The organism is Desulfobulbus oligotrophicus, assembly GCF_016446285.1.
GTDB classification, from domain to species: Bacteria; Desulfobacterota; Desulfobulbia; order Desulfobulbales; family Desulfobulbaceae; genus Desulfobulbus; species Desulfobulbus oligotrophicus.
In genome coordinates this window covers 667,000-683,298 of record NZ_CP054140.1, presented here as the reverse complement: position 1 = coordinate 683,298, position 16,299 = coordinate 667,000, and the positions used below count along the sequence as shown (strand labels likewise).

General features: G+C 63.7%; 18 protein-coding genes. All 18 read right to left on the bottom strand.

Features of this window, described 5'->3' with window-relative positions; all coding sequences use genetic code 11:
* Positions 1-11: 11 nt before the first annotated feature.
* Positions 12-3,560, bottom strand: coding sequence for a DUF4815 domain-containing protein (locus HP555_RS03160; protein WP_199263746.1), 3,549 nt, complete (start codon positions 3,558-3,560; stop codon positions 12-14).
* A gap of 15 nt (positions 3,561-3,575) precedes the next feature.
* Positions 3,576-4,109 (bottom strand): hypothetical protein, encoded by a 534-nt coding sequence (locus HP555_RS03155; RefSeq protein WP_199263745.1) that lies wholly within the window; start codon positions 4,107-4,109, stop codon positions 3,576-3,578.
* 12 nt (positions 4,110-4,121) lie between these two features.
* A complete protein-coding gene (locus HP555_RS03150) occupies positions 4,122-4,583 on the bottom strand; it encodes a hypothetical protein (protein WP_011367792.1) in 462 nt (153 codons plus the stop codon).
* Positions 4,570-4,701, bottom strand: a complete 132-nt coding sequence (locus HP555_RS14180) for a hypothetical protein (RefSeq protein WP_011367793.1) — start codon at positions 4,699-4,701, stop codon at positions 4,570-4,572. The genes HP555_RS03150 and HP555_RS14180 overlap by 14 nt, the downstream gene beginning before the upstream one ends.
* Before the next feature lie 4 nt (positions 4,702-4,705).
* Complete coding sequence (locus tag HP555_RS03145; RefSeq protein ID WP_199263744.1) at positions 4,706-5,695, bottom strand: hypothetical protein; 990 nt, start codon at positions 5,693-5,695, stop codon at positions 4,706-4,708.
* 10 nt (positions 5,696-5,705) lie between these two features.
* The gene (locus HP555_RS03140; RefSeq protein WP_199263743.1) at positions 5,706-6,299 is read right to left on the bottom strand and encodes a hypothetical protein; all 594 of its coding nucleotides are present in this window, start codon (positions 6,297-6,299) and stop codon (positions 5,706-5,708) included.
* A gap of 10 nt (positions 6,300-6,309) precedes the next feature.
* Positions 6,310-7,884, bottom strand: coding sequence for a phage tail protein (locus HP555_RS03135; protein WP_199263742.1), 1,575 nt, complete (start codon positions 7,882-7,884; stop codon positions 6,310-6,312).
* On the bottom strand, positions 7,884-9,293 hold the full coding sequence (locus tag HP555_RS03130) for a baseplate J/gp47 family protein (RefSeq protein ID WP_199263741.1): 1,410 nt from the start codon (positions 9,291-9,293) through the stop codon (positions 7,884-7,886). The genes HP555_RS03135 and HP555_RS03130 overlap by 1 nt, the downstream gene beginning before the upstream one ends.
* A 99-nt stretch (positions 9,294-9,392) precedes the next feature.
* Positions 9,393-10,310: a GPW/gp25 family protein gene (locus HP555_RS03125; RefSeq protein WP_199263740.1), complete on the bottom strand. Its 918-nt coding sequence runs from the start codon at positions 10,308-10,310 to the stop codon at positions 9,393-9,395.
* On the bottom strand, positions 10,310-11,200 hold the full coding sequence (locus HP555_RS03120) for a hypothetical protein (protein WP_199263739.1): 891 nt from the start codon (positions 11,198-11,200) through the stop codon (positions 10,310-10,312). Before HP555_RS03120 ends, HP555_RS03125 begins: the two co-directional genes overlap by 1 nt.
* 12 nt (positions 11,201-11,212) lie before the next feature.
* A complete protein-coding gene (locus tag HP555_RS14055; protein WP_233249234.1) occupies positions 11,213-12,223 on the bottom strand; it encodes a carboxypeptidase regulatory-like domain-containing protein in 1,011 nt (336 codons plus the stop codon).
* Complete coding sequence (locus HP555_RS03110; protein WP_011366989.1) at positions 12,220-12,528, bottom strand: hypothetical protein; 309 nt, start codon at positions 12,526-12,528, stop codon at positions 12,220-12,222. The genes HP555_RS14055 and HP555_RS03110 overlap by 4 nt, the downstream gene beginning before the upstream one ends.
* Positions 12,529-12,538: 10 nt before the next feature.
* On the bottom strand, positions 12,539-12,802 hold the full coding sequence (locus tag HP555_RS03105) for a PAAR domain-containing protein (RefSeq protein WP_011366988.1): 264 nt from the start codon (positions 12,800-12,802) through the stop codon (positions 12,539-12,541).
* The gene (locus HP555_RS03100; protein ID WP_199263738.1) at positions 12,799-13,173 is read right to left on the bottom strand and encodes a hypothetical protein; all 375 of its coding nucleotides are present in this window, start codon (positions 13,171-13,173) and stop codon (positions 12,799-12,801) included. Before HP555_RS03100 ends, HP555_RS03105 begins: the two co-directional genes overlap by 4 nt.
* Before the next feature lie 12 nt (positions 13,174-13,185).
* Entirely contained in the window at positions 13,186-14,235 is a 1,050-nt protein-coding gene (locus HP555_RS03095) for a phage baseplate assembly protein V (RefSeq protein WP_199263737.1), read from the bottom strand.
* Positions 14,228-14,647, bottom strand: a complete 420-nt coding sequence (locus HP555_RS03090) for a DUF1353 domain-containing protein (protein WP_199263736.1) — start codon at positions 14,645-14,647, stop codon at positions 14,228-14,230. The genes HP555_RS03095 and HP555_RS03090 overlap by 8 nt, the downstream gene beginning before the upstream one ends.
* Complete coding sequence (locus HP555_RS03085) at positions 14,644-15,018, bottom strand: YcbK family protein (RefSeq protein ID WP_020886736.1); 375 nt, start codon at positions 15,016-15,018, stop codon at positions 14,644-14,646. The genes HP555_RS03090 and HP555_RS03085 overlap by 4 nt, the downstream gene beginning before the upstream one ends.
* Positions 15,011-16,294 (bottom strand): phage late control D family protein, encoded by a 1,284-nt coding sequence (locus HP555_RS03080; RefSeq protein ID WP_199263735.1) that lies wholly within the window; start codon positions 16,292-16,294, stop codon positions 15,011-15,013. The genes HP555_RS03085 and HP555_RS03080 overlap by 8 nt, the downstream gene beginning before the upstream one ends.
* Between the last annotated feature and the right edge of the window lie 5 nt (positions 16,295-16,299).

Genomic DNA, 16,299 nt, shown 5'->3' with positions numbered 1-16,299 from the left:
GCCGTGCCTCCTTAGCTCAGGGTCGCGCCCAGCGAATGGATGCGCGGGTAGATCAGCGGCGTGCCGGTCATCTCAGCCTTGTAGCGGACCTTGTTGCCGGTGTTGTCGGTGAAGGTGCGCACCAGGGTGTACTCGGTCCAGTTCTCGTCGATGGGCCGGGTGTCCTGGATGGTCATCGTCTCCCAGGTCAGGCCGCCGTCGTTGCTGGCGAACCATTGCAGGGTGGTGCCGCTGGGGATTTGCATCTGCACATAGGCCTTGGTCGATTCCACTCCCTGGGTCAGCTCATTCTCGCGGGTCAGGTAGGCCCCGGTGGTCTTGTTGAGGTAGCCCACCAGGTTGACGTCGCGGAAGTTGATGGCCGGGGTGTCGTTGGCAAGCGAACTGCTCAGACGCACGCGGATCTGGACCCGGGTGGCGAGGTTGGGCAGCCGTTCCTCCTCGGCAGGAACCATGGCGTCCCAGGTCACGCCGCCGTCGGTGGAGTATTCCCAGTCGAGACCGGTGCCCTGGGGGATGGCCGAGTATTCGTCGAGGTTGATGTCGGAGAACTGCACGCCGGTGATCGGCTGGAAGCGGATCATCCCCTCGGATTGAAAGTTGTAGCCGTAGATCTTCATCGCCAGGTCGGAGCCGTTGAGCGGAGTCCAGGTTTCGGCGTTGGAGCTCTCCAGCAGCACGCCTTCCATGTAGGTCTGCCGGGTGATGATGCCCCAGCGGCCCATCTTGCCGAGGGTGGCGGTGCGGACCTTGTAATTGGTGCTGTTGGTCAGCAGCACCACGGCATAGCTGGTATTGGCCTCGGCGTAGAACGGGTCGTCGAAGCGAATGCGGGTCTCGCCGCTCAGGCTGATCTCGTTCGGGGCCAGCACCTTCTCGGCGAACACCACGCCGTTGGGCAGACCGGTGGTGACGCCGCGAATCTGCACCGTGACCGGAATGCTCGGGTCCCTGGCGGTGAACTGCAGACCGATGCTGGAGATCACCTGGTTTTGGGTGAAGCTGAAGGTCTGGGCCAACGGATCGCGGGGCACGAAGATGGTCTGGGTGCGCCAGACCACCTGCACCACGGGCACGCGGATGATGCGGTTCTCGATGATGCGCTCGATGCGGGTGATGACCAGCGGATCGTTGATCTGCAGGCTGGCCCGCGCCGAGTAGACGCCGTCGGCCATCTCCACGATGCGGTTGCCGTTGCGGGCGTTGGTCGGGATGGTGAAGGAGGCGCTGACCCGACCGGCCTCGTCGCTGATCAGGTTGCTGGCCATCACCTGGCCGTCGCAGCGCAGCACGATGCCGGATTTGCTTGGGGTGAAGTTGATGCCTGTGACTGCGATCCCGGTCTGGCCGCGCCGCCCGAGGTTGGGCGTGATCTGCAGCATGGCCGGGGGCTTGTCAAACACCGCGTAGGGGTTGATGTTGCGCTCCTCGGACCAGTCGTTCTGTTCCACCAGCACGGTCTCGTTGCCCGGCAACAGCGCCAGGCTGCCGAAGAAGCTCGCGTTGCTGCCCGCCTGATCGACCGAAAGCACCGTGGAGTGCGGAATGCGGTCCGGCGCGACGAAACGGGCGATCTCGTTCACTCGGGCGTCCCATTCGGCGTGGTAGATGTCCGACTGGGCGGTGTTCGAGAAGTCGTCCGAGTAGATGCCTTTCTTGGTCTGGGCGTCCCGGTTCTGCAGCTCGTTGTTCATCTGGTACTGGGCGTCGTTGTACTTCAGGTCCTCGACGTCCTGGATGATGTCGTGGATCTGGTCCATGGTGATGCGGGTCAGGCCGAAGTTGCGGATCTCCATGTCGGTGGAGTTGGGCGGGCAGTCGATGCTGCACAGCCCCAGGGCGTTTTCCGGCACGATGGGCAGCTTCGGGAAATCCGCCGGAGCCCCTTCCAGCCGCTTGATCTCGGTGGTTGTGGCGTAAACGATGTCGCGGCGGCCGAGGTAATAGTCGTAGTCCAGGCTGCAGTTGGAGCCGTTCACCGGCTGGTCTCCGAGACTGCCGTGCCCGAAGTTGATCACGTTGAGGTTGCCCAGCTCGAGCTGCACCGGTGACATGGTGAGTCCGGCGGTGTTGGTGGCCGGAGGCGAAGCGGTGCCGATCTCCTCGACGCCGTCGTCGACGTAGGAAAGCGCCTCGCTGCCCAGCTCCATCAGGCGCTTGTAGTCGGTGCGTGCGCCGTTGGTGGCGGCCCGGTAGACGCGATAGCCGGTCGCGCCGCTGACCGGCAGCCAGGAAAGCTTGTTCATCTCACCGGCGGCGGTGGCCCGGGCAATGACCGCAGCGGCGTTGAAGGCCGTCTCGCCGGTGGCGTTGTAGGCGGTCACCAGATAGAAGTAGTTTCCGGCCGCCGGATGGTTGGGCTGTCCGAACCAGCCGCTGTCCACGTAGTCGGTGCCCTTGACCATCTGCTTGGTGTAGGTCCAGCGCACCGTGTAGGTGGTGCCGATGGCCGGTTCGTTGCCGGAGCCGAGCCAGTCGACATGGTTGCCCGACTGCTGCCAGTCCACGCCCTCCTGGAAGATGGTCGCCCCCTGGCTGACCTCGAGGATGTCCACCACGGGATTGGGGTCGAGCAGGTCTTCGCCGCCGCCCACCGAGCCGCGAGTGACGTTGCGGGTGATCTCGACGATGGCCTCCACCTGGGTCGTCTCCTTGAGCGGCGTGGAGTTGACCGGATAGCGGCGCTTGTTGATATCGAAGGTCTTCTGCTCGCCGCGCACCGACTTGGTGGCGATGGATTTGGGCACCAGGGTCGAGGTGGGCAGATCGCGCTGATGCCGGAAGCCCTGGATGTAGGCGCGTCCGGCGTTGGTGATCGCCTCCACGCTGTCGTCGTCGACGCCGCCGATGAAGGTGTCGAAGCCCCGCACCAGATAGCTTCCGGCCTGGTCGAAGGTGCGCTCGGCCAGGTTCTGAATCAGGGAATTGAGCCCCTCGGCGGCGGCGAAGGAGAGCTGGTCCTCGGTGATCGAGGAGACGGTGATCCGGCTGCCTGGCAGCGTACCCAGCAGATCCCGCAGGTAGAGGTTGGACTTCTCCTGCACCGTGGGCGTGACATCGCCGCTCTCGCGGTCGAACTTGTAGATCGGGATCACCCGGCGCTCGGTGACGTTGTTGGGCAGCGTCTGGCCGCTGGTATCCGTCGCCTTGAGAGAAAGAACCCATTTTTCCCGTTCGGCGGTGGGCTCGCCGGTGGCCGGATTGATCAGGGCCGGGTCCTGCGTGTAGCCGTAGCTGTATTTCAGCAGCTCCACATAGACGTAATCGGCCCCGCTGGTGGTAGCCGGATCATAGGTCAGGGTCGCGCCGCTCACCTGTTCCAGATGGCCATCGATGTAGACCACGCCCGGGGCCAGGGTCAGGACGTTGTCGGCCGCGCTGACCTCGAGGCCCATGATGATGGAGCCTTCCTTGAACAGGATGTCGGCGATCTTGCGCCGCTCCAGGTTGATGATGTCCTGCTGCTCGTTGAGTTCGGAATCCAGCAGGTCGCGATCCTGATGGTAACGGATGCGCTTGTAATTCTTGGTCGGGTCGAATGTCTCGCGTGAGATGCTCATGTTTGAATCCTCCAGTTAGATCTTGATGATCCCGACCAGCTCCACGCGGGTGTCGGAAATCTTGTTGAAGTCGGGAATGTTCTTCACCTCGTACAGGTAGCCCGGGTGCAGCACCTCGCCGGTCGGGTTGGTGTCCTGATGGAACACGCCGCCCATGGCGAGATCCCCGGTGACGCTGGCCGTGTACTGCACGTCGCCGCCGAAGAAGCCGTATTCGCGGATGGTGATGCCGTTGGCCTCGGCCTCGTCGAAGCGAAAGAAGATGCCGATGGTGTTGGTCTCCTCGCCGGTTTCCAGGTAGCGCACGCCGTTGACCAGGAGCGCCCCTTCGGCGTCCTCCTTGAGGAAGGTCCGCTTGTAGTAGCGCTTGCGGGCGCGTTCGTTTCTGAGTCCGGTCTGGCCGATGTCCGGCGCGGGCGGATTCTGCGGGTCGGTGAAGCTGGCATCCCCGTCGCCGATGGCGCAGTGGGTGATGCCGTCCACGGCCTGGCCGAGGAGGAGTTTGGCCGTCAGTATCCGGCCGGTTTTGACGATGAGTCCCAGTGCCATTGCTGTTCTCCTTTAGGTCTGAATTTCGTGGTCTTGATCGATGAGCACCGCGAACAGGATCTGGCGCGTGTCGGCCAGCAGCCCGGCCGGGATCGCGATGCGCTGAACGGTGTCGGATCGGCTGATGTGTGCGCCGGATGTCCGGACGCTGGTGTCGATGCTCCGCAGCCAGGGGCGCGTCACCCGCACCGCCGTGTCGGCATCGACGCCCAGACGTCCATGGATGATGAGCCACAGGTCGGTGTTCCGGTTCAGGTGGTTGTTCACGCGAAGCGCGAGGTCGGACCGACGTTCGAGCCGATGGGCGACCCGTACTGCGCTGTCGGCCCGGACCATCACCGTGCGCCTAGCCGGTGCCCCGGAAAACAGCTCGAAGAGCGCTCCGGGTTGCGCTGCGCCGATGGCGAGCAGTTCCGGCCGCCGGATGCCTCTGCGGGTGGTGATGGATGCCAGTTGTCCCTTATGCACGGCCACGGCGAATCCTCCCGCAGAGCTTGAGAGCCTGGCCACGGTTCATGGACAGGAGCGTTTCCGGGCGTCGCTGGCCGGTGATCGTGGTGACGAATTTGAGCTTTCCGCTATGCGTTGCCATGGCGTTACTCCTTCACCGCGCACCAGCCGCCGGTGGTCAGGTTGAACACGCGGTAGCTGTCTGTTCCGATCTGGATGGTGTCTTCAGAGGCGACGTTGCCGCCGCCCACGGCGAAGATCTCGATGAGTTCGCCGCGCAGTTCCTGGTAGGCGGCGGAGCCGGACATCGAGGCGAGCCAGGGAAAGAGGATGGTGGTGCCGTAGCGCATCTCCGGATCGGTTTCGCCCTGGAGCCCGCCATTTGCCGCACCGCAGCGACCCTGCTGACCGGACGCGGAAGTCCAGCCGTCGAACTTGTTCACGGCGTAGAAGGTGCCCGGCGCGTTGTAGTAACTGTTGATGACCGGCTGCGGGTCCTCGCCGATCTTGGCCCCCGAGGCGTAATCCCGAACGAGGGTTTCGACGGTGATGGTGTTTGGCGTGACGGCGGTGTCGATGGCGCTCACTCGTACGCGTTCGATGCCCGCGTCGTCCTTGATCACATAGTCTTGTCCGGGTGTGACTACGGTGGCGTCGTTGACCTGAAGCACCACACCGCTTCCTGCAGTGACCGCCGCCTGTGTGAGCGCGACAGCCCCCGACCAGAACCGTTTCAGCGATCCGCTGTAATGGCCGTAGTAGGTGGAGATGAGCTTGGTCACCACGAAGACGTGGTCGAGATCGGCGAACAGCCAGAAGATGAAGTCGGCGCTGTCCTCCACCCGCAGGTAGGTGTAACTGGTGTGCGACGCCTCGTTGACGCCGGTGTGGGTGGCCGCGTCCCAATACTGGAATGCCGCGACGTGAATCCGCCCGGAGGTGGTGCTGATACGGAACTGCAGATAGACGTCCTCGGCCCCGGATTCCCCGTGCGACTTGAAGACGAAATACGGCTGCGGGTCGGCCGACTGGTCGTCGTGCAGGGTCCAGCCGGTGGTGGTCACCAGGAAGGTCCGCAGTTGATTGAGCAGGTCGAGCCGACCGTGGGCGAGTCCTTGAATGCTTTGGTATGCCATGGCGGCCTCCTTAGAGAATCGGGTTTTCCGTGCCGGTCAGGCGCAGCTTGATGTCGAGTTTGTTTTGCACCGGCGTGCCCGGGAGCACGGTGCAGCGCCGCCAGAAAGACAGCGTCTGCTGAAAGGCCTTGTCGCCGAGATTCAGCGGTGCGCCCTGGGTGGCGGTGTCGAGTTCGGCCTGGGTCAGGGCCAGGCGGTACCAGACCGCTTCGTCGGTGCCGGTTTCATCGATGGGATCGAGCACCAGCCCGGTGTAGTCGTAGCCGGAATAGACAGTCGTCCCGACGTCGTGCGCGGCCGGATCGGTGTTGGCCACGCCCCGCTGCACGGTGAGATTGGCGGTGCCGCCGCCGCTTTCGACGAGCATCTGCTCGCCGTCGATGATGATGAGTTCGCCGTCGGCAAAGCGCGGTTCGGCCAATGGAATGGCGATCTGCGCCGCGTCTATGGCCGAGGCGAGGCTCGTCTGCTCGTTGGCGACGTAGAGCTGCCGATCCTTGATGTCGCCGTCGGTGCCGTTGTAGCTCTCGGCCTCGGGGCGGCTGAAATCCCCCTCGGAAATCTGCTGGGTCAGCGCTTCGTCAAGATAGAGGTGAATCGCCATGGGTTCTCCTTCAGGTGGGCCACTGGGTGGCGCGATAGTTATTGGTGGCGGCCTCGAACCCGGCCTGCGTGGGCGCGTGCAGGTCCTGCTGACGGAACAGCCAACGGTAGGACGGCCGCGACCAGCGGAATCCGGCCTGGTTGAGGCGCATGCGGCTGACGCGCATCGGGCGGGTCCGATCAACGGAGAGGCGCAGGCCGGTGGTGTTGAGCGGGCTCGCGCCCAGCTTCATGGTCTCGACCCGATGGCGCTGGAGAGAGCCCGTGTCCACGTAGACTTCAAGCGAGGCCCGTTCGCCGGTCAGATTCGCATTGCTCAGATACCGGGTGTTCAGGGTGTTCGCGTTGAGCCGGAACACAGGCCCTCTCCGCCGCCATCGGTCGATCCGGTCGACGGCCAGGGTGACGTCCGCGTCGCAGCCAGCGGTGGAGGCGAGCAGCAGATTGCTGATGCCGCCCTGGTTGGCGGTGAGATCGAGACCGTCGTTGAGCCTGGCACGGCCAAGCTGGAAGCAGAGGCGGTGACGAGATTCCAGCGGCAGGCGCAGGTCGTACTTGGCCTCCGCCCGTTCGACCGGTTCCGCTTGCGTGTCGAAAAAGAAATCCTTCTGCCGGAAGCAGTAGCGCAGCGCGGTCTCGCCATGGGTCAGCGATGTGCGGTTGAGGTGGCTCTCGCCCAGCCCGAAGCCGCTTTCCAGCACATCCCCTTCGAAGTCTCGGCCGGTGTAGATGGGCGTGCAGAAGGAAACCCGATCTTCGCCGACGCGGGTGTACGGCAGCCGCCAGTCATTGAGGGCCTTGTGGTTCAGGCGCATCCGGTTCTGGCGGCCGTGAAAACGGGAAACCTTCACGGCGGCCCGGTCGATTTCCGGGATCATCTCCGTGGTGCTGGTGAGCTGCAGCAGCTCCCAGACTCTCTGCTTGTTGGTCAGATGACGGCAGGAACCGAGCGAGGAACGTCCGAGGACGAAGGTTTCGTCGAGAAACGCCAGCACGATCCGGCGCACCGCGTTGGCATGCCCGAAGTCGAGCATCGCGCCGCCTTCGATCCATTCGAGCAGAAACTGGAGCCAGAAACAGCGGGTGCCAGCTGGGTGGTGAAACACCAGGGCGTCGCGCAGCCCCTCGGTCTGGTTGAGGCACAGCACGCGAAACACGCCGAGGCTGAACACCAGTCCAGGCAGCTTGGCGCTGCTGAGTCTGGAGCGGGCATTGAGGCGCAGAGCCGAACGGAAGGTCTCCTGCAGTTCCCCCTGCCAACCAAGCGCGTCAAAGTCGCGTTCGATGGCCGGGATAGTGCCCTTGCGGCGATAGATCTCGATCGCCTCCCGCACGCGGCGGCGCTGGCAGTCCGGCGAACAGGTGCCGTCCACTTCGAGGCCGACCAGTCTCGCCAGCAGCGGCAGAAAGCGTTCGTCGCAGTGATCGACGTCGAAGATGGTCGGGAAGTCGTCGATAGCCTGCTTGAGCTCGTCGAGCGTTCCGGCGGGTAGGCTCAGAAAGGTGCGCAGGTCACCGGCTTCGTCGTTGTGCTCGTAAAGCGGCGGCAGCAGGCCGAGCAGATTGTCCTTGAACCAATCCGACATCAACCGGCCCTCCGCAGATCGAGGTTGACACTGCCGAGAACCGGAATTTCGCCGTGGCGCAGCTCAATGTCCTGCTGCGGCGCGTAGAGATGCATGTGGCTGACGCCGCGCACGCCATCGATCAGCGCCACCAGGTCGGAGAAGTGAATGGTCTGCCCGAAGGAGACCTCGTCGAAGGAAAAGAAATCGGTGAGCGCTGCTTCGATGCGGCTGCGCACGTTTTCCAGCGGTTCACCGGGCCAGATGTAGACCTCGGCGTCGATGGAAACGGGCCGGTAGATCGGGTCGAACAGGGTGATCTCGACCGTGATGACCTTGCGGCGTTCGAGAAACTCGGCGAGGTCCCGCTTGAGCAGCGCTGAGGGCATGCCGCCGCCATTGGGGGCGATGGCCAGGTGGACGTTGTAATAGCGGATGTTCTGACAGGCATTGGTGTCGAGCACCTTGGCCTTGGCGACACCGGGGTAGCCCTCGGCGAGCGCCTGGTAATCCTCCAGGGTGACGGCCTTCCAGAGACTGCGCAGCTCCGCCGGTGCCTGTCGGCGGGCGTGTTCGAGGGCTTCCCGCGAAGCGCCGCCGGTGGCGGGCACAGGATTGGTGACGGTCAGGGAAACCTGGCCGCCGTCGAGGTAGACCGGGCTCAGCAGTTGGGTGATCCGGTTCGGGCCGAGATTGCCCTGGTCTCCGATGGTCTGCAGATAGCTGACGGTGATGGCACTTCCCTGAGTGGGTATAGCGCCGCTTTGCCCGTCGCCGAAAATCAGGGTGGAGATGTCGAGCGCATCCAGGTCGGCCATGAAATGGCGGCTGTCGGCCAGGCTGTCCTGAAAATGATCGACCTCGCTCCAGGCGTCTTCCCCCACCGTAACGGTGATGGTGCCCTGGGCGATGACGTCGCCGGTCAGGCGGATGCGCTGGAATGGCAGCCCCGTCGATGTGAAGGTCTCGGTGCGGCGCACGCCTTGCCGGGCCGGGATGTCCACCGAGAGTACGCCTCGCGGGATCAAGCCGTCCTCGACCGTCTCGAAATCCGCCTCGCCGTCACTCAGCAAGGCGCGGCAGGCCGTCCCCGCCGAAATGGTCAGATCCTTGCCAAGCGGGACGGAGAGCCGGAAACGCAGCGTGGTGGTGGAGGCCACCGGCGAGTCCAGCCGGTAGCCGATGAGCTTGCAGAGGTTGATGACGTTCTGGCGCTGGCGGGCCGTGGGCAGAAAGGCCTCCGCCGCCTGGGCGTCCAGGTAGTAGGCCAGCATGTCGCCCACGCCGCAGAACAGATCGAGCAGGACGACGCCGAGATCGGAGTGGTTGAAATCGGTCCAGCGGTCGGTGAGCTGCGGGATCTTCGCCAACAGATCCTGGCGGATCGATTCGTAATCCTTGTTGATGTATCCGATGCTTGCGCGGCCCATGGTCTCTCCGTTTTTCGGCGGTTATGCGCGAGCGCCTGATGCTCTCGCCACGCCGGTTACTTACCGGAAGGGACCTGGATGTGTCGGAGGCGGGATGCCTCAGAGCGGGCCGCGCAGTTGCCAGACGGGATTGGGCTGCCCGGAGGTGTTGTTGAGGTAGTGGGATTCCTTCTTGCCCTCGAAATAGAACAGACCGATGCGGCCCGGCTCCAGGGTGGTGATCCGGTGAACGGTGCCAGCGGCGTTGTCTTCCGCCTGACTCTGGGTGTCGAAGCCCAGACCGCTCGCGGCCAGATAGAGGGCGTGCTCGGCCTGGGGCGCTTCCGTTTCTGGCGCTCCCTCGAATGTCAGGTAATGGCCGTGGTTGTCACCCGGATCGCTGACGATCCACTTGCCGTTGCGGTCCTGATAGGCTCCCTCGATGTAGGCGACTTCGTATTCTCCCGCTGGCCAGATGAAGGAATCATCTGGATCAGGGCTCATCTCGGCTGCGTCGAACCAGAGCAGATTGAACAGCGAGCGCACGTCCGGCGACAGGCGCACGCTGCGTACCGGCGGCGGTTCCGGCTCGGGCTCCGGCTGGGGATAGCTGGGCGCGGGATTGTTCGGGTCTTCTCTGTAGAAGGGATAGACCAGGTTGCCGTCCACCTGGCTCTGGATCACCCGGTAGGCGATATGCACCAGCAGCAGGTTGCCGTCGATGTTCAGCGGCCGGTCGTCGAAGTGTACCTCCGTGATGATCACCCGCTTTTCCCAGCGCTTAATGGCGTCGATCACGTAATGGCGCAGCAGGCCCTTGAGCACCTCGTCGTTTTGTTCGAACACCAGATCCTTCAGCCTGGAACCGAACTCCGGATTCATGAACCGTTCGCCGATTCGGGTGCCGAGGATCTGCAGGATGCTTTCGCGGATGTGTTCGTGCTCCCGCGAGGTGGCGGTCGATACCTGGATGCCGCCGGATAGCGACTGAAACCGGAATGGGTAACGCAGCCCCTTGCCGAGAAAGTCGTAGCTCATCAGGTACGCTCCTCGCAGTCGAGGCCGCACTGTCCCGAGCAGCCATTTTCCGAAGTGCCGTCGTCAATGGCTTCTCCCTGGAACCGGACCACCAGATCCAGGCCATTGTTCAGCCCCAGGTGGATGGTGCCGTCCACCTCGATCAGCCCGCCGTGGCCGGACTGACCGCACTGGAATCCCTTGGCTCCCCCGGAGAGCAGACGGACAGCGATGGTTTCGCCGATGCCCTCGATGCGGCCGATGCCGATGATGTCGATAGGTCCGGCCGGGTTGATCAGGGTGATGAACCGCTCCCGGTGATCGACGTCGAGGCGGATGCCCTCGGGCAGAACCACCGCGAAGCGTTCCGCGCCCATTGCGGTCGGCTCGATCCCGGCAGGCAGTCCGCTGATACCGGCTGCCTCCTGGGTCGAGCGCAGATAGGACTCGACCAGGGTGTAAAGGCGTCCCGGGGCGACCTCGATTGCCGTGCCGGGTCCGGGAGTGATGACCTGCTGTTCTCCTCCGTCGATAACGCAGATGCGCTGGTCGTCCGTGGTCCGCAGGATCATGCCGTCGGGCAAGGTGAAGAGCCGGTTGCCATCCGGCAGATCCCGGGGTTCGGTGCCCACAGGCAGTTCGACAAAGGGATAAAAATCGGGCTCCGGCTCGATCTGTACCTGCTCCAGGTACTCCTGGGTCCTGGCCTGCTGGGCTTCCAGATAGGCCTGGGCCTGGCCGCGCATCGCCTCCGAGGCGGCGTGACCGGCCTCCAGCAACGTGCGGATGCCGGAAAGCTCCTCACGGATGCCGGACAGGTGATCGCAGAGCGCCCGCAGTACATACTGCTGTTCGCCGGAATCGGTTTGTTCGATGGTGGCCTGCAAGTCGGCGGGTTCTTCGGAAATCATCGACAACCTCCATTACATGCCGACATTGGCGGGTTGGGATTGATAGCTCATGGCGTTGACCGGCGTCACAGTCCCGGTCGCACCGTCTATTTCGAACACGGTCCAGACCGTGCCCGGGGCATTGGGAACGGTGAAGGTCTGCTCACGGCCATCGCTCAGGAACACTTTCACCGATGCTCCGGACTGCGCCAGGCCGGTGCTCGGATTGGCGTTGCGGTTGGTGTAGTCGTGGACCGCGTAGCGGTAGACGCCGGGAATGAGCCGATGGATGGTGATGGTCTCCGGCCCGTAGGAACTGGTGTCGTCCACGTCCAATTCCGCCGCCTCGTTTTCGATGGTGTGGGAATAGAACACATGGAACCTGCCGCCCGATGGCGTCGGTCCGGTGAGATGGGAATCGAGATCCCGGGGGTTGAGCCCCCACTGCAACACGATGCGGGCGACCTGGCCGTCGAGTTCGGGCGAGAGAACGATCTGGATGTCGCCGGAGGTGTTGGGGTCGGCGTTCACCCAGCCGTGCCAGGCGATGTATCCCGGCGCGGTGACCTCCACGTAATAGAATCCCTCGGGCACGGACAGCTCAAACCGGCCATAGGCGTTGGCGAAGGTCTGAAACGCCGCCGGGCCGGTTTCCGAGCGGCGGAATTCGATCAGCGCGTTGCCGACACCGCTGGTGTTGAGGGCGTTGACTACCGTGCCGCTGAGGAAGACCGATGCTCCGCTGGCAAAGTCCGGGTGGTCGGCAAACCAGGACGGATCGCGAACCTCCACCAGTACATGACGGAGGCTGTCCCGGACCGAGGATCTCCAAACCATGAGCACGGCGTTGCCGATGGTCCAGCCGCAGCGAATGACGCCATCCGGCCCGATCTCAGCGACCTCTGGATTGCTGGAGGCAAAGACCGGAGCGTCCACGTCGCCGCGCAGGGAGAGCGGAACCCGTTGCTCGAACTCGCCAGCGGAGAGTCGGATGGAGAGAGGCTGTACCTCCCAGTGGTTGTAGGCTGACGCGGTATCCGTCATGAAGGAACCTCCACCGGTGCAGAGACGCCGCCGCCATAGACCTCGACTTGGACGTGACGCAGGCTGAGCCGCTCGGCAGAATCCCAGACCAGGATCATGGCCGCCCCGGGAACGAAGCCGCACTCGACATTGCCGTCCTCATCGACACTGGCCACGTCGGGATTGGATGATTCGAACACAGGCGCTTCGGGTAGACCACGGATCGAGAGCGGAATGCGCTGGACGAATGGGGATCGCGAGACCCGGATCAGTTTCGGGAAGACATCCCAGTAGTGCGGTTCCTGCGGCTGTTCGAGATTGTTCATGGCGTCCCCTTCAGTTGTCGATGGTGTCGGGACTGCCGGTGACGATGATGGCTCCACAGGCGGTGATGTCGCCGATGCGGGCGTTGGGCAATCCTTCGGTGATGGTGTCGAAGCTGCCGGTCACGATGGGTGTCACGCCATGCCCCGGGATGGGACAGACGTGCAGGTCCCCCATGCGGGCCACTGGCATGCCGTTGTCCAGCGTCCGGCTCGCCCCGGTGATGATGACGCCGCCGTGGCTGCTGATGTCGCCGAGTCGCGCCTGGGAACTCATGGGTTCACCTTCAGCAGCAGATGGATCAGAAAGCCGATGAGTCCGCCGATGGTGCTGCCGATGGTCAACACCAGGCCGATGATCTTCCACATGGTCTCGGTCCCCATCTTGGAGCCGACCCGGGCATGCAGCCGGTCGATCTCCTCGGCGTGCCGGTGCAGATCGGAATAGATCGAGCGGACCAGCACCTCGACGTTTTCCTTGTCCGATTTCTTCTCGATTTCACGCTCGATCTTCTCGAGGCGGTCCTGGATTTCCCGGCGGTGACTTTCGAGAATGCTGCGGAATTCCTCCCGCCAATGATCGAAGGTCCGGGCCAGCAATTCCTCGCTGGCCGAAAGTCCGGAGGGCGTTGTTGTTCTTTCTCCCATGCAATGCTTCCTTCATGTGTTGATCAAGACGGTGTTCGTCGAGCGAATGATGATGTTTCCGGCCACCCCATCCATGAACACGAGGCTGCCGGACTTGTCGGTGGCGCTGATGCTCTCCTGGCCGGGCGCGGCGTTCATGCGCACCATCTGACCGGCCTTGTCGGTCAGCCGGATCTGTTCGGCGGCGGCGGTGGAATCGACGAGGATTTCCTGGGTGCCGTTGAGTCCCCAGATGTGAACCTTTTCCCGGCCCTTGGTGGTGTCGATGAGGATCTTCTGCCAGCGGGAACGGCCCTTGTCGCACGAAAGGATGTGGACCTTCTCCTTGTCTTGCCAGGCTTCGAGAATCACCTGCTGGCGGCAGAGGTCGGTGAGCTGGATGCGGGCGCGGGAGCCGACGATCTGCGAGGCGATGTCGAGCTGGTCGCCATTCTCGGCGTCCTTCGTGCCTCGACGCAGGGCGTTGCCGCTCTGCATCTCCGGCTTCACCTTCCCTTCCATGGTGAGGATCTGTCCGGCACGGTCGATGATCCGCAGCAGCTCGTCGCCGTCGCGGTCATCGGCCAAGATGGTGTGGCCGGTTTCGGTCTTGAGCAGGACCTTCAGGCGCGGGCAGTAATACGGCGGATGGCCGTGGTACTTCTTGTGTTCGAGATCGTCGTGCCGGTTGGCCTGATGTTCGACCTTGTCCTCGCAGTCATGGCAGAAGGCATTCGCGCAGGTGCGCTTGGATTCCTCGGGCTGCTCGCCGGGATTGCTCTTGGCCAGCCAGACCCCGGTCCAGATCGGATACTGGACGACGCCGCCCTCGAACTCGGCCCAGACCGAGGCCCCTTCCTCGGGGACCAGGAACATGCCGGTGTCGTCGTTGCCGCCGTAGGGGAAACAGGGAGCGGCCCATTCGGACCAGTTCTCCCGCCCGCTGCCGAGCACGGCGGGGATCTCCAGCCGGACCCGGCCGAGGCGTTCGGGATCGTTGTTGTCGCGTACGAAGGCCCGGTACTTGCCGTACCAGCGGTTGCGGTAGCGCTCCTCGGATTGACGGTCGCGGGTTTCAAGCATGCTCCGTCTCCCGTTTTCGACTGGCGTCCCAGGCCAGCCAGCCGCCCAGGCGAACCGCCCAATACATGATCTGCCTTTTCCACAGAGGCACGCCCAGGGCCGCCATCAGTTCGAGAAAGACACGGTCGGCAGCAAGCCGCGAGACCTTGCCGGTGTGGTAGAGGTAGTCGTGAACGACGGCCGCCGGGGAATATCGCCCCCAGGGCGGCACCACGCGCCAGAACAGGCGCGGCACCGAGGCGAAGTCGGTCTCGAACCCGGCGGGCACTTCGATGATGCGGCCAGCGCCGGTGCGGACACGGAACGGCTGGGTCAGCCTCGCGGTCATTCCATTGGGCAGGATCTCCACCCGAAGCGGTCCGGAGAGACCCAGCGCGGTGCCCGAAAACAGGGTCTTGATTTCGGCGCTCATGACCGCCACCTCGCCTTGCCCGACTGGCGCACATCGAGATGGACCCAGGAGGCATAGACGCCGATGCCGCCCTCGCGGAAGAGCGGAATTTCCTCGGCGATGACCGCCAGTTCCTCGGGCGAAACGCCTGCGGGACAGCTCACGTCGGCCGCCATGCCCAGCGTGTGGAAACTCTGCTCCGCGCCGCCCACCGCCTTGTTATGCCGGTTGCAACGGAAGCCGCTGGTGATGGACAGCGGTTTGCCGATGCGGTCGCGCAACGCCTGCAGGGCGTCGACCAGGTCGGGATGGACCGCAGCCGAATGGCCGCAGCAGTTCTTGCCCTTGCAGGCGAATTCTGAACGGTTGAAATTCTTACTGAGATCACCCATTGCCGCCTCCTTGTGTGACCGCGCCGGAATCCGCGTCGATGGTCACCATGGCTGGCGGCTCGTTTTGCGGCGTGGGCGGGGCCTCCTTGTCGTTGGTTTTGCCCTGGGACTCGGCGGACTTGTCGCCCGCGCCCTTGCCGAGGGCGTTCTTCTTGAGTTTGAGTTCGCAGAGATAGCCAGCGCCGCTGATGCTGTGGCGCACCGAGTGGCAGTAGTAGATGCCGGAAAACTTCCGGCCCACGCCCTTGATCTCGACGTTCTTCTTGGCACGTAGCTGGGGAATGCCGATGGTGGCCGCGTCCGCCTCGACCTGGCGCAGCTCGGCCTCGCGGAATTTGCCTTCGGCGCTGTCCTGGGCTGGCTCCTGGCGCGGCTCTTCGTGAAAGCCTTCGGAACGGTCGAAGCTGGGCACGATCTGTCCCGTCTCCTGTTCCTTGAAGCTGCCTTCGCCGGTGTTGCCGTCGACCAGATAGGTCTGTTTGCCCAGGGCCGTCCGCTCGGGGGTGGTGGCGTTGTTGGCCTTGTGCTCGACCACGTCCTTCTTGCGCGGGTCGACGCCGACCGTCTTGGTCTCGACACCCGCGCCCTTGGCTCCCTGGGATTGGGTGCTGGGACGGAACGAGCGCAGCAGGCCCTTGGTGTCGGTGAAATATTCGAGGGTCAGCAGCGGCGTTTGGTCGAGCTCGCGAGGATGGAAATGGAGTTCGTCATCCTGGATATAGAAGACATAGCCGCTCACGCCGTCGCCATCGCGGTCGCGGGCCTTTTCCGCCAGCTCCTTGAGGAACTGGGCATCCGAGATGTTGCTCTGGGTGACGCGAAGATGTGTTCCCTTGGTGGCCGTGACCACCGGGGTGAGGCCGTTGGCGGCGGCGATCTGTTCGGCGATTTCCGAATAGAGGATGCCGGGAGCGGGTTTCTGCCAGACTTTCTGGTTCTCCTTGCCCGCCAGTTTGAAGCCCTTGTCGTAGGCCTTGATGCGGATGGTCGGATCGCCGTTTTCCGGGAAGTCGTAATCGATGTCCTTGATGACCGCCTTCTTGCGCGGAGAGAGGTTCCCCACGTAGCCGAAGCGGGCCACGATCTCGTTGCCTTCCTGGAACAGCGGATCGTCGACGAACTGCAGGTTGCGGTCGGTCACCGACAGCTCGAGAACATCCAGCTCCTCCTCGTTGTCGGTGAAGACGAACGAAGTGATCTCCTGGGTGATGTCCTTCGAGAGGTCCTGCCCCTCGATCTGAATCAGAAATGTCGGCTTGAAGGTATCCAGTTCCATGCGTC